At 67.3% G+C, this 12,538-nt stretch carries 9 protein-coding genes, 1 tRNA gene and 1 pseudogene; 9 read left to right on the top strand and 2 right to left on the bottom strand.

Features of this window, described 5'->3' with window-relative positions; genetic code table 11:
• Nucleotides 1-110: 110 nt before the first annotated feature.
• Nucleotides 111-2,732, top strand: a complete 2,622-nt coding sequence (clpB, locus tag ABIE41_RS23785; protein ID WP_192642666.1) for an ATP-dependent chaperone ClpB — start codon at nt 111-113, stop codon at nt 2,730-2,732.
• 111 nt (nt 2,733-2,843) lie between these two features.
• On the opposite strand, the gene metW is transcribed toward clpB, so the two are convergent.
• Both metW and metX read right to left on the bottom strand, forming a co-directional pair.
• The gene (metW, locus tag ABIE41_RS23780; protein WP_192642665.1) at nt 2,844-3,467 is read right to left on the bottom strand and encodes a methionine biosynthesis protein MetW; all 624 of its coding nucleotides are present in this window, start codon (nt 3,465-3,467) and stop codon (nt 2,844-2,846) included.
• A 4-nt stretch (nt 3,468-3,471) separates the two neighbouring features.
• On the bottom strand, nt 3,472-4,641 hold the full coding sequence (gene metX / locus ABIE41_RS23775) for a homoserine O-acetyltransferase MetX (RefSeq protein ID WP_192642664.1): 1,170 nt from the start codon (nt 4,639-4,641) through the stop codon (nt 3,472-3,474).
• Nucleotides 4,642-4,870: 229 nt separating this feature from the next.
• Here metX and ABIE41_RS23770 point away from each other — a divergent pair, with 229 nt between their 5' ends.
• The 8 genes and pseudogenes from ABIE41_RS23770 (at nt 4,871) to ABIE41_RS23735 (ending at nt 12,530) form a co-directional block, all read left to right on the top strand.
• Nucleotides 4,871-5,725: a chorismate mutase gene (locus ABIE41_RS23770; RefSeq protein WP_192642663.1), complete on the top strand. Its 855-nt coding sequence runs from the start codon at nt 4,871-4,873 to the stop codon at nt 5,723-5,725.
• 162 nt (nt 5,726-5,887) lie between these two features.
• Nucleotides 5,888-6,989, top strand: a pseudogene (hisC, locus tag ABIE41_RS23765) (histidinol-phosphate transaminase).
• Nucleotides 6,989-7,936: a prephenate/arogenate dehydrogenase family protein gene (locus tag ABIE41_RS23760; protein WP_192642661.1), complete on the top strand. Its 948-nt coding sequence runs from the start codon at nt 6,989-6,991 to the stop codon at nt 7,934-7,936. The pseudogene hisC and the gene ABIE41_RS23760 overlap by 1 nt, the downstream one beginning before the upstream one ends.
• Before the next feature lie 128 nt (nt 7,937-8,064).
• Nucleotides 8,065-8,140: transfer RNA gene (locus tag ABIE41_RS23755), tRNA-Thr, on the top strand.
• 225 nt (nt 8,141-8,365) lie between these two features.
• Entirely contained in the window at nt 8,366-8,836 is a 471-nt protein-coding gene (locus ABIE41_RS23750) for a hypothetical protein (RefSeq protein ID WP_192642660.1), read from the top strand.
• Between the two features lie 125 nt (nt 8,837-8,961).
• Nucleotides 8,962-10,587: an amidohydrolase gene (locus tag ABIE41_RS23745; protein ID WP_192642659.1), complete on the top strand. Its 1,626-nt coding sequence runs from the start codon at nt 8,962-8,964 to the stop codon at nt 10,585-10,587.
• 118 nt (nt 10,588-10,705) lie between these two features.
• Complete coding sequence (locus ABIE41_RS23740) at nt 10,706-11,650, top strand: ABC transporter permease (protein ID WP_192642658.1); 945 nt, start codon at nt 10,706-10,708, stop codon at nt 11,648-11,650.
• A complete protein-coding gene (locus tag ABIE41_RS23735; protein ID WP_192642657.1) occupies nt 11,643-12,530 on the top strand; it encodes an ABC transporter permease in 888 nt (295 codons plus the stop codon). The genes ABIE41_RS23740 and ABIE41_RS23735 overlap by 8 nt, the downstream gene beginning before the upstream one ends.
• Nucleotides 12,531-12,538: the final 8 nt, after the last annotated feature.

Below are 12,538 nucleotides of genomic sequence, written 5' to 3'. Positions count from 1 at the left end.
GAATGCCACACTATCTAAGTCGCGAGGGGCGGCCCGAACGGGCGCTCCATCCTGACGAAAGGCGACCGGTTCACGCTGCTACGGGGCGTGCCGGTGGGCGGAGTGACCAGATGAACATCGAGAAATATACCGATCGGGCCAAGGGATTCCTGCAGGCCGCCCAGACCATCGCGCTTCGCGAAGGCCATCAGCAGTTCGCGCCGGAGCATCTGCTCAAGGCGCTGCTGGACGACAATGAGGGCATGGCCGCCGGTCTGATCGACCGCTCGGGCGGCAATGCCAAGCTCGCCCTCCAGCTCACCGACACCGCACTGGCGCGGCTGCCCAAGGTCAGCGGCGCGGGCGCCGGGGGCCTGAGCCTGACGCAGGGCCTGGCGCGTGTTTTCGACACCGCGGAGAAGGCGGCCGAGAAGGCAGGCGATTCCTTCGTGACGGTGGAGCGGCTGCTGCTGGCTCTGGCGATTGAGAAGGACAGCGAGGCAGGCAAGGCGCTGAGCAAGGCCGGCGTCACGCCACAGGCGCTGAACGCTGCCGTCGAGGCCCTGCGCAAGGGGCGCAAGGCGGATTCCGCCGGTGCCGAGCAGAGCTACGATGCGCTCAAGAAATATGCCCGCGACCTCACCGCGGCGGCCCGCGAGGGCAAGCTCGATCCGGTCATCGGCCGTGACGAGGAGATCCGTCGCACGATCCAGGTGCTCTCGCGCCGCACCAAGAACAATCCCGTGCTCATCGGCGAGCCCGGCGTCGGCAAGACCGCCATCGCCGAGGGGCTGGCGCTGCGTATCGTCAATGGCGACGTGCCCGAGGGTCTGAAGGACAAGGACTTGCTCTCGCTCGACATGGGCTCGCTGATCGCCGGTGCGAAGTATCGCGGCGAGTTCGAGGAGCGGCTCAAGGCGGTGCTGAACGAGGTTTCCGCGGCCGAAGGCGGCATCATCCTCTTCATCGACGAGATGCACACCCTCGTGGGCGCCGGAAAGAGCGACGGGGCGATGGACGCCTCGAACCTGCTCAAGCCCGCTCTCGCGCGCGGCGATCTCCACTGCATCGGCGCCACCACGCTCGACGAGTACCGCAAATATGTCGAGAAGGACGCGGCCCTGGCGCGGCGCTTCCAGCCCGTCTACGTCGACGAGCCCTCGGTCGAGGATACGGTTTCGATCCTGCGCGGGCTGAAGGAGAAATACGAGCAGCACCACCGCGTCCGCATCACGGACTCGGCACTGGTCTCGGCTGCGACCCTCTCCAACCGCTACATTACCGACCGCTTCCTGCCCGACAAGGCGATCGACCTCGTCGACGAGGCCTCGGCGCGGCTGCGCATGCAGGTCGATTCCAAGCCGGAAGAGCTGGACTCGATCGACCGCGAGATCGTCCGCCTCAAGATCGAGCAGGAGGCGCTCAAGAAGGAGAGTGACACCGGCTCGAAGGAGCGGCTGAAGCGGCTCGAATCCGAGCTCGCCGACCTGGAGTCGCGCTCCGCTTTGATCACAGCGAAGTGGAAGGCCGAGAAGGACAAGCTCGGCGCTGCCGCCGAACTGAAGACGAAGCTCGACAACGCCCGCAACGAGCTGGCGCAGGCGCAGCGCAAGGGCGAGTACCAGCGCGCCGGCGAGCTGGCCTATGGCGAGATCCCGCAGCTCGAGAAGACGCTGGCCGAGATCGAGGCCATCGGCGACTCCTCGGGCATGGTCGAGGAGGCCGTCACCTCCGACCATGTCGCGCAGATCGTCAGCCGCTGGACCGGCGTGCCCGTGGACCGGATGCTGGAGGGCGAGAAGGACAAGCTCCTGCGCATGGAGCAGGTGCTGGCGTCCCGCGTCGTCGGCCAGCGCGAGGCGGTCGAGGCCGTCTCGACGGCCGTTCGCCGCGCCCGCGCCGGCCTGCAGGACCCCAACCGCCCGATCGGCTCTTTCATGTTCCTCGGCCCCACCGGCGTCGGCAAGACCGAGCTGACCAAGGCACTGGCCTCGTTCCTGTTCGACGACGACACCGCGATGGTTCGCCTCGACATGTCCGAATACATGGAGAAGCACTCCGTCGCCCGGCTGATCGGCGCACCTCCCGGCTATGTCGGCTATGAGGAGGGCGGGGCGCTCACCGAGGCCGTGCGCCGCAGGCCCTATCAGGTCGTGCTTTTCGACGAGGTCGAGAAGGCCCATCCGGACGTGTTCAACGTCCTGCTGCAGGTGCTCGACGACGGGCGCCTGACGGACGGCCAGGGCCGCACGGTCGACTTCCGCAACGTCCTGATCATCATGACCTCGAACCTGGGCTCCGACTATCTGGTGAACCAGCCCGAGGGGCAGGATTCGGAAGCCGTCCGCGACGAGGTGATGGGCGTGGTCCGGCAGGCGTTCCGGCCGGAATTCCTGAACCGCATCGACGACATCATCCTGTTCCACCGGCTGCGCCGGGAGGACATGGGTGCAATCGTCGACATCCAGATGGCCCGTCTCGCCAAGCTCCTGACCGACCGCAAGATCGTGCTGGAACTGTCGAAGGACGCCCGCCAGTGGCTCGCCGACAAGGGCTACGACCCGGCCTATGGCGCGCGCCCGCTCAAGCGCGTCATCCAGAAGTCGGTGCAGGACCCGCTGGCCGAGATGCTGCTGGCCGGCAAGGTCCATGACGGCGAGACGGTGCCGGTCACGGTCGGCCCCGCCAGCCTGATGCTGGGCGATATCGCGGCCGTGAAGGAGAAGCGGCCGGTGGGCGTGCCGCTGAACTGATGGGGCTTAGGCGCCGTCATCCTCGGGCGGCCCGCAGCGCCGACCCGGGGATCTCCGGCAGGATCAATCTCCTGCAAGAGAGGCTCGGGTCTGCACCCGAGCATGGCGCCTTCACCCGCGCTTCAGCAGGAACACCGCCTGCGCGCCGAACAGGTTCCAGAACCACCAGGGCGCGCTGACGCCGACGCGGCCGCCTGCCGCGTCGAGCGCGACCGCGCGCTCCTTCTCGGCGCCGATCGTGTCGCATAGCGTCACGAAATCGCGGATCGTGCAGAAATGGATGTTCGGCGTGTCCCACCAGGCATAGGGCAGGGAGTCCGTCACCGGCATGCGGCCGAGGAAGAAGACCTGCCCGCGCATGCGCCAATGCCCGAAATTCGGGAAGGAGACGATGGCACGCCGGCCGATCCGCAGCATCTGCTCCAGCACGAAGCGCGGGTTGCGCGTCGCCTGGATGGTCTGGGACAGGATGACGTAGTCGAAGGCGTCGTCGGGATACTCGGTCAGGTCGGTGTCGGCATCACCCTGGATCACGGAGAGCCCGCGCGCGACGCAGCCCGCCACCCCCTCGCGCGATAACTCGATCCCGCGGGCATCGACATTGCGGGTCTCGGCCAGCAGCGCCAGCAGCGCCCCGTCGCCGCAGCCGACATCGAGCACGCGCGATCCCGGCGTCACCATCTCGGCAACGAGCTTGAGATCGATGCGGTTCGTGTGGCTGTCGATCTGCGCCATGGCCTCAGATCCCCCGCGCCCGCGCCGCTGCACCGAGGAAGCCGCGCGTCGTCGCGAACAGGTTGGGCTCCTCCAGCAGGAAGGCGTCGTGGCCCTTATCGCTCTCGAGTTCGACGAAAGAGACCGAGGCGCCGGCCGCGTTGAGCGCATGCACGATGGCGCGCGAATCCGCGGTCGGGAACAGCCAGTCGGAGGTGAAGGACGCCACGCAGAACCGAGTCTTCGTGCCCGCAAAAGCCTTGGCCAGCACGCCGTCATGGTCGGCGGCGAGGTCGAAATAGTCCATCGCCCGCGTCACGTAGAGATAGGAGTTGGCGTCGAAGCGCTCGACGAAGGAGAGCCCTTGGTAGCGCAGATAGCTCTCGACCTGGAAATCCGCGTCGAAGGAGAAGGTCGGCGCCTCCCGGTCCTGCAGCTTGCGGCCGAATTTGCGGTGCAGCGCCGGCTCAGAGAGATAGGTGATATGCGCGCCCATCCGCGCCACCGAGAGCCCCTTGGAAGGGCGCGTGCCCTCTTCGAGATAGCGCCCGCCGCGCCACTCGGGGTCGGCCATCACCGCTTGGCGGCCGACCTCGTGGAAGGCGATGTTCTGGGCGGAGTGCTTGGCGGCGGTCGCCAGCGGCAGCGCGGCAAAGACGCGATCGGGATAGCTCGCCGCCCATTGCAGCACCTGCATGCCGCCCATCGAGCCGCCGGCGACGCAGAACAGGGTCTCGATGCCCAGGCTGTCGACCAGATGGCGCTGCGCGCGAACCATGTCGCGGATCGTCACCATCGGGAAGGCAAGCCCCCAGGGCTTGCCCGTCTCGGGATGGGTCGAGGCCGGCCCGGTGGTGCCCGTGCAGCCGCCGACGACATTGGCGCAGATCACGAAGAAGCGGTCGGTATCGACAGGCTTGCCGGGGCCCACCATCGCGGTCCACCAGCCGCCCTTGCCGGTGATCGGGTTGCGGCTCGAGACATGCTGGTCGCCGGTGAGGGCATGGCAGACCAGGATCGCGTTCGAGCGGGCCGCATTCAGAACGCCATAGGTCTGGTAGGCGATCTGCCAATGGTCGAGGCTGACGCCGCAATCCATGGCGAGCGGCGTATCGGGGCCGAAGCGCGCTACCGCGCTCGTCGGCTCGTTCGCTTCCTTCAGGGGATCGGCCAGGCTCGCCGCGAAATCGCTCATTCTTGTCCGCTTCGACGCGATAATCTGTCTTGCCGGTCGGCTCGTTCGGAAGATCGAACTTAAGCGATGGCGTGACGCGGGCCTTCTGTCAACGCAGCGGTGCATTCGGTCGCTTTGCCAAGGCGTGGTGGGAGCGCTAAGGAGCGTGACGACGCCCGGCCAGGGGCCAGCCTTCAGGCTGCGCCTGGGTCAAAGCGGGCGCAATTCTGGCCAGAGATTCGTCTCCATCATGTCCGAAGCCGCCCCGCCCGCGCTCGCTGCCCCGACGACCCTCGCCGATCTGCGGGCCGAGATCGACCGCATCGATGCGCAGATGCATGCGCTGCTGATGGAGCGCTCCTCGATCATCGAGACGCTGATCTCGGTCAAGAAGACGCAGGCCTCCGGCTCCGCCTTCCGCCCCGGGCGCGAGGCGGACATGATGAAGCGCCTCGCGCTGCGCCATCAGGGCCTTCTGCCGCTCGACACGATCGAGGGCATCTGGCGCATCATCATCGCGACCTTCACCTATGTGCAGGCGAATTACGCGGTGCATGCCGACGTCTCGGGCGGCGACCCCGCGATGCGCGATTCCGCCCGCTTCCATTTCGGCTTCACCGTGCCCTTCGTCACCCATGAGGATGCCCGCGCCGTCATCCGCGCCGTGGCGGGCTCGGCCGGCGATCTCGGCATCTTCCGCATGGACCAAGGCGCCAGCGCCGGCATCTGGTGGCGCGATCTCGTCGGCGCCGATGCGCCCAAGATCATCGCGCGCCTGCCCTTCATCGAGCGGCCGAACCACCCGGCGGGCACCCCGGTCTATTGCATCGCCAAGCCGCTGGCGGATGCCGCCGTGCGCGAGATCGTGCTCTATGCCGCCCGTGTCGAGCGCTGGTCGGAGACGCTGCGGGCCGGGCTCGCCCAGCATCTGGCCGAGGTCTCGGCTTCGGCGGCCGACGGCTCGCATCTGTCGCTGCTGGTGGCTGCGTCGGGTGAGGTCGATCAGGCCACGATCCGCGCCTCGCTGGAGCCCGCAGGCCTCAGCGACTTCGCCGAGATCGGCAGCCACGCCGCCCGCTTCGCCTTCAAGCCCGTCCGTTCATAAATCCGATTATGTCTCTCGCCTGATCCCACCACCGTCATCCCAGACGAAGCGAAGCGGAGCTCCGGGATCCATCATAGAGCGCGGCGCGCTGCGATGGATTCCGGGTCTCCCTCCAGTCGCCCGGAATGACGGAAAGGGTCGCCAACGTCGAAAGCCAAGACCATGTCCGCAGCCTCCCGCCCCATGCCCCGCCCCGGCGTCCTCGACATCGAGGCCTATGTCCCCGGCAAATCGGCCGCTCCGGCCGGCGTGAAGCTGCACAAGCTCTCCTCCAACGAGACGCCGCTGGGCCCGAGCCCCAAGGCCGTCGAGGCCTACGGCAAGATCGCCGGCAAGCTCGAGCTTTATCCGGATGGCTCCTCGACCAAGCTGCGCGAGGCGATCGCCGGCCGCTACGGGCTCGATGCCGGCCGCATCATCTGCGGCACCGGCTCGGACGAACTGCTCCAGCTCATCACCAAGGCCTATCTCGACGATGGCGACGAGGGCGTCTTCACGCAGCACGGCTTCCTCGTCTACCGCATCGCGATCCTGGCGGCCGGCGGCAAGCCGGTCGTGGTCGACGAGACGAACTTCACCGCGGATGTCGACGCCATCCTCGCCGCCGTGACGCCGCGCACGAAGATCGTCTTCCTTGCCAACCCCAACAACCCGACCGGGGACCTACATCCCCTTCGACGAGGTCAAGCGCCTGCATGCCGGGCTGCCGTCGCATGTGCTGCTGGTGCTGGACGCGGCCTATGCCGAATATGTCCGCCGCAACGACTATGCCTCCGGCCTCGAACTGGTCGCCGAGAGCGAGAACGTCGTGATGACGCGCACCTTCTCGAAGATCTATGGCCTCGCCAATCTCCGCATCGGCTGGATGTATGGGCCGGCTCACATCATCGACGCGCTGGAGCGCATCCGCGGGCCTTTCAACGTCAATGGCGCGGCGATCGAGGCCGGTGCGGCCGCCATCGCCGACGAGGCCCATGTCGCCGCCGCGATCGAGCACAATGACAAGTGGCTGGCCTGGACCACCGCCGAGCTGGAGAAGCTCGGGCTGACGGTCACGCCCTCCGTCGGCAATTTCGTGCTGGTCCATTTCCCCGCGACGCCGGGCCGGACGGCGAAGGAGGCCGACGCCTTCCTGACGCAGCGCGGCCTGATCCTGCGTGGCGTCGGCGCTTATGGCCTGCCTGGCGCGCTGCGCATGACCATCGGCACCGAGGAGCAGAACCGCCTCGTCGTCGCCGCCCTCAGCGAATTCCTGGCGGCGTGATGGCGCCGTCCCAGGACAGCTTCGCGCCGCGGCGTGAGGCACCGCTCTTCGGGCGGCTCGCGATCATCGGCATCGGGCTGATCGGCTCCTCGATCGCCCATGCCGCCAAGGCGCTGAACCTCGCCGGCCGCGTCGTGCTCTATGACCGCGAGCCGGAGGTGCGGCAGCGGGCCCGCGAACTCGGCCTCGGCCACGAGATCGCCGACAGCGCGGCGGCTGCCGTGGCGGACGCCGACCACATCATCCTCTGCGTGCCGGTCGGCGCCTGCGGGCCGGTCGCGGCCGAGATTGCATCTGCGCTGAAGCCGGGCGCGATCCTCTCCGATGTCGGCTCGGTCAAGAAATCCGTGGTCGATGCGGTGACGCCCCATCTGCCCGAGGGCGTGCATTTCGTCCCGGCGCACCCGGTGGCGGGCACTGAGAATTCCGGCCCCGACGCCGGTTTCTCCAGCCTCTTCCTCAACCGCTGGTGCATCCTGACCCCGGCGGACGACGCCGATCCGGCCGCCATCGCCGCCACCCGCCAGTTCTGGGAGGGCATGGGCGCGATCGTCGAGGTGATGACCGCGAGCCATCATGACCTCGTGCTCGCCGTCACCAGCCATCTGCCGCATCTGATCGCCTACAACATCGTCGGCACGGCGGAGGATCTGGCGGCGGTGACGCAGTCGGAGGTGATCAAGTTTTCCGCCGGCGGCTTCCGCGACTTCACCCGCATCGCGGCCTCCGACCCGACGATGTGGCGCGACGTCTTCCTGCACAACAAGGATGCGGTGCTGGAGATGCTGGGCCGCTTCAGCGAGGATCTGGCGGTGCTGACCCGCGCCATCCGCTTCGGCGACGGCGACACGCTGCACAAGCACTTTACCCGCACCCGCGCCATCCGCCGCGGCATCGTCGCGCTCGGCCAGGAGAAGCCCGAGACGGAAAAGCTGCGCAAGGACTGAACAAGGCCGGACGGACGCGGAGGCGGACGGACGAAGCAGGGGGCGGACGAAAAAGCCGGAGTTTCCGGCCCGAGCCCCACGCCATCGCCTTGCCAAGAATCGGCCGGGCTGGTAGAGGCTCCCGCGTCGCCGCTTTAGCTCAGCTGGTAGAGCACCTCATTCGTAATGAGGGGGTCGGGGGTTCGAATCCCTCAAGCGGCACCATTTTCCCCCGTTATTGTCGGAATACTCGCGCGTTGGGCCAAGTGCAGTGGCCTATCCGCCTGTCGGTCTGAAATTGCCGGTTTTCTCTTCGTCTGCGCCAGACAGAGCGCAGGAGCCATTGGCAAAAAGTTCCCCCTGCCGACGTTTGCTATTGGGATTTGGCTAGTCTCTACTAAAGCTACTTGGCCGAGCATCCCCGCGACGCAGAGATTTGAGGACCGGCTGGTGACAGATGATCAGAGCCGCGACAAACGCTTTGCTGTTGCAGTCGTCGATGCTGTTCCGCCCGAGCACCATCTCGCGCTCAAGGCATGGGCTGACCAACTCCTTATCATAGCGAATTCACCGGCCCCGCGTTGGCAGAAAGCCAAAGAGGCGATGAGGGCCACGCGGGCGAGCGAAGTGATCTGGCCAGCGCTCAAAACGGTGGCAAAGCAGATCAAACGAGCGGGTTGGGATACCCGCTCGGGGCCGGCTAAGGCGTTCGTGAGCGTCGCAGCGGTGAGTGCCGCCGTGTTCGGCGGCAAGGCCGCCGGCGTCGCCGCTCTTGGTACAGCTGTAGGTGTCCCGCTCTGGATTGTGTTCGGAACAGGCGCTTGGTTCGCCAAGGCGGTCGCAGACGAGGTTACGCGGAAGAGCGCGCCTGCCAAAGGCGCAACCTACACGGTAATCGATGCGGATCGCCGTGATGTCTAAGAGGCGGACAGGCAATGCCGACTGCTCATCTCTTCATCGCCACCATGGCGCATTTTGCTGCGCGCGCTCCGATTGCCCGGGGATTTTTTTGATGCCATGAATTGGTTCCCGGAGGAACTAATTCCATGCCTAGCCTGCCGTACGCGGATCTTATTCTCCAGAACGGTCCGGTTTATCTCGGGCTGAAGGAGGGCTACGCCTCGGCTGTCGCGCTCTGGGCGGGCAAGGTTCTGGCGACCGGTACGCCTGCCGACATGGCGCCGCTGATCGGCCCCGGCACGAAGGTGATCGACCTCGCCGGCCGCATGGCGACGCCGGGCCTCTACGAGGCGCATCTGCATCTGCTGCCGCTCGGGCTGACGATGAAGGAGCTCGACATCCGGCCGCGCTTCGTGCGCACGCTGGACGGGTTGCTGGAGATGATCGCGCAGGCGGCGGCCAAGGCGAAGCCCGGCGAATGGATCCTGGCACGCGGCTACGACCATTTCGAACTGGACGTGAAGCGCCATCCGCACCGCACGGAGCTGGACCGCGCCGCGCCGAACAACCCCGTCTACATCGTGCGCGCCTGCGGCCATCTCTCCGTCGCCAATTCGCTGGCGCTGAAACTCGCCGGCGTCGACGAGAAGACCCCCGTTCCCGCCGGCGGCGCGATCGAGCAGGTCAATGGCGTGCTGACCGGGCTGATGGCCGAGAACGGCCGCGACGCCGTCAAGAAGGTCATCCCCGATCCGACCGACGAGGAACTCGTCGCCGCGATCGAGCGGGCCGGGCGCTACTGCAACTCCTTCGGCATCACCTCTGTGATGGACGCGGCGGTGGGCATGCGCTCGCGCTACCGCGAGGTCGCGGCTTATCGCACGGCGCAGCGCACCGGCCGCCTGCCGGTGCGGACCAATATGTGCCTGCTCGGCGGGCATAACGGCATCGTCGAGCAGTGCTTCGCCGACGGGCTGGTGACGGGGGCGGGCGACGACTGGCTCAGCGTCGGCCCGGTCAAGATCTTCACCGACGGCTCGGCCGGCGGCCGCACGGCGGCGATGAGCCTGCCCTATCTCGGCGAGCCCGAGACCAAGGGCATCTTCTGCCTCACCGACGCCGAGATGGACGCTCTGACGCGCGACTACCACGCCAAGGGCTATCAGCTCGCCGTCCACGCGATTGGCGATGCCGCCATCGAGCAGACGCTGAACGCGATGGAAAACGGCCTGAACGATCACCCCGATGCCGACCGCCGCCACCGCATCGAGCATTGCGGCTTCAACTCGAAGGAGCAGATCGCCCGCATGGTCCGGCTCGGCATCGAGCCCGTGCCGCAGCCGGTCTTCATCTATGATTTCGGCGATCTCTATCTCTCGGTGCTGGAAGCCGACCGAGTCGAGGCCTGCTATCCGATGCGGGACTGGATCGAAGCCGGTCTGAAGCCCGCCGCCTCCTCGGACGCACCGGTCTGCGACGCGAATATCTGGCCCAACATCTACACGATGCTGACCCGCAAGACGGCGCGCGGCACCGTCATCTCGCCGGACCAGACCCTGACGATCGACGAGGTCATCTCCGCCTACACAGAGTTCGGCGCCTATGTGAACCGCTGCGAGGACAGTCGCGGCCGCCTGCTGCCGGGCATGGCGGGCGATGTCGCAATCTTCTCGCGCGATCTGTCCAGCGCGACGCCGGAACAGCTATTGCACGAGACCCGCTGCGACATGACGATCATCGCAGGCAAGATCGTGTACGAGGCGGGAGCGTGATGGTGTTGAGAGCTTTGTCGTCATTGCGAGCGCAGCGAAGCAATCCAGAAGGGCGTCGCGCGTGCGCTGGATGGCGTCGTCGGCTTCGCCTCCTCGCCATGACGATGACTGCTCGCCCATGCTGAACCACATCGCCCAGCGCGTCGCCATGTCGGTGCCGGTGCTGCTCGGCGTGCTGCTGTTCGGCTTCCTGCTGCTGCAACTGGTCCCGGCCGACCCCGCCGCCATCGTCGCGGGCCCGACCGCGAGCCCCGAACTGGTCGAGCAGATCCGCAAGGATCTCGGCCTCGACCGGCCGGTCATCGTGCAGTTCGGCATCTATCTCGCCCGCGTCCTGCAGGGCGATCTCGGCGTCTCGCTGATCTCCAACACCAGCGTCATCGCCGAACTCGGCGAGGCGATCGGCCCCACCGCCGAACTGATGTTCGCCTGCCTGGTCTGGGCCGTGCCGCTCGGCATCGCGCTCGGCACCATCGCGGCGGTCTATCGCGGCCGCCTGCTCGACCGGGTCGTGATCGCGATCTCGGTCGCTGGCGTCTCGACCCCGGTGTTCTTCATCGGCCTGATCCTGATGCAGTATATCGGCTACCACTGGGGGCTCCTGCCGTTCATCGGGCGCGGCGGGCCGCTCTGGAGCCTCGACGGTCTCGCCGCCATCGCGCTGCCGGCGCTGACGCTCGGCCTCGTCTTCATCGGGCCGATCGCTCGGATGACGCGCACCGCCGCGCTCGAGGTGCTGAGCGCCGACCATGTCCGCACCGCCCGGGCCAAGGGCCTGTCCGAGCGCGCCGTGGTGCTGCGCCATGTGCTGCGCAACGCGCTCATCCCGGTGGTGACGCTGATCGGCCTGCAGGCCGGCTATCTGCTGGGCGGCGCCGTCGTCACCGAGACGATCTACTCCTGGCCCGGCGTCGGCCGGCTCGCGGTGGGCGCGATCCTGGCGAGCGATTTCCCGCTGGCGCAGGGCGCGATCCTCGTGCTGGCACTGGCCTTCCTCATCATCAATCTCATTGTCGACATGCTCTACGCCGTGCTCGATCCGCGGGTCGAAAAACATGGCTGACGTCGCCGTCACCGCCCCTGTCGCGAGCCGGCCGCTCAAGGCCTTCGGCCGCCGCATCCTGCGCGACAAGCTCGCTTTGCTGGCGGCGCTCGTGCTGCTGCTGATCATCCTGGCCGCTCTGTTTGCGCCATGGCTCGCCCCCTTCGACCCCTACAACACCACCCGCCGCCCCTTCATCCCGCCGCGCTGGAGCGAGGGCTCGCTGCCGCAGCATTGGCTCGGCACGGACGGGCAGGGCCGCGACATGCTCTCGCGCCTGCTCTACGGAACGCGGCTGACGCTGGTGATGGGCCTGGCCTCGATCATCATCGGCGGTGGCCTGGGTGCGCTCGTCGCCCTGCTCGGCGTCTATTACCGCCGGCTCGACCCATACATCATGCGCGCCGCCGACATCCTCCTGTCCTTCCCGGCGATCCTGCTCGGGCTGGCGCTGGCCGCCGTCGTCGGCCCCGGTTTGACCGCCATCGTGATCGCGCTCTCGATCGCGACCATCCCCGATGTCGCCCGCATCACCCGCAGCGCGGCCATCGTCATCATGGGGCAGGACTATATGGAGGCCGGCCGCGCCATGGGCCTGCCGGACCGCACCCTGATCTGGCGCTACCTTGCGCTGAACTGCCTGTCGCCGGTCTTCGTCTTCATGACGCTGCGCTTCGGCCAGATCATCCTGATCGGCGCGGCGCTCTCCTTCCTCGGGCTCGGCGTGCGCCCGCCCGAGGCGGAACTCGGCATGATGGCCTCGCTCGGCCGCGACGCGCTGTTCTTCGCGCCGCATATCTCGCTTTTGCCAAGCCTCGTGATCATCGCCATCGTGCTCTGCGTGAACCTGCTGGGCGACGCCCTGCGTGACCTGCTCGACCCGCGCATGCGCAACCAGTGAGGCGGCGC

Source organism: Bosea sp. OAE506, from assembly GCF_040546595.1.
Taxonomy (GTDB): domain Bacteria; phylum Pseudomonadota; class Alphaproteobacteria; order Rhizobiales; family Beijerinckiaceae; genus Allobosea.
This window is presented reverse-complemented; position numbering and strand designations above follow the sequence as displayed.

Bases quoted from the DNA above. Each gene is read 5' to 3' on its own strand.
- clpB (WP_192642666.1), top strand. From the start codon at position 111: ATGAACATCGAGAAATATACCGATCGGGCCAAGGGATTCCTGCAGGCC.
- metW (WP_192642665.1), bottom strand. From the start codon at position 3,467: ATGGCGCAGATCGACAGCCACACGAACCGCATCGATCTCAAGCTCGTT.
- metX (WP_192642664.1), bottom strand. From the start codon at position 4,641: ATGAGCGATTTCGCGGCGAGCCTGGCCGATCCCCTGAAGGAAGCGAAC.
- ABIE41_RS23770 (WP_192642663.1), top strand. From the start codon at position 4,871: ATGTCCGAAGCCGCCCCGCCCGCGCTCGCTGCCCCGACGACCCTCGCC.
- ABIE41_RS23760 (WP_192642661.1), top strand. From the start codon at position 6,989: ATGGCGCCGTCCCAGGACAGCTTCGCGCCGCGGCGTGAGGCACCGCTC.
- ABIE41_RS23745 (WP_192642659.1), top strand. From the start codon at position 8,962: ATGCCTAGCCTGCCGTACGCGGATCTTATTCTCCAGAACGGTCCGGTT.
- ABIE41_RS23740 (WP_192642658.1), top strand. From the start codon at position 10,706: ATGCTGAACCACATCGCCCAGCGCGTCGCCATGTCGGTGCCGGTGCTG.
- ABIE41_RS23735 (WP_192642657.1), top strand. From the start codon at position 11,643: ATGGCTGACGTCGCCGTCACCGCCCCTGTCGCGAGCCGGCCGCTCAAG.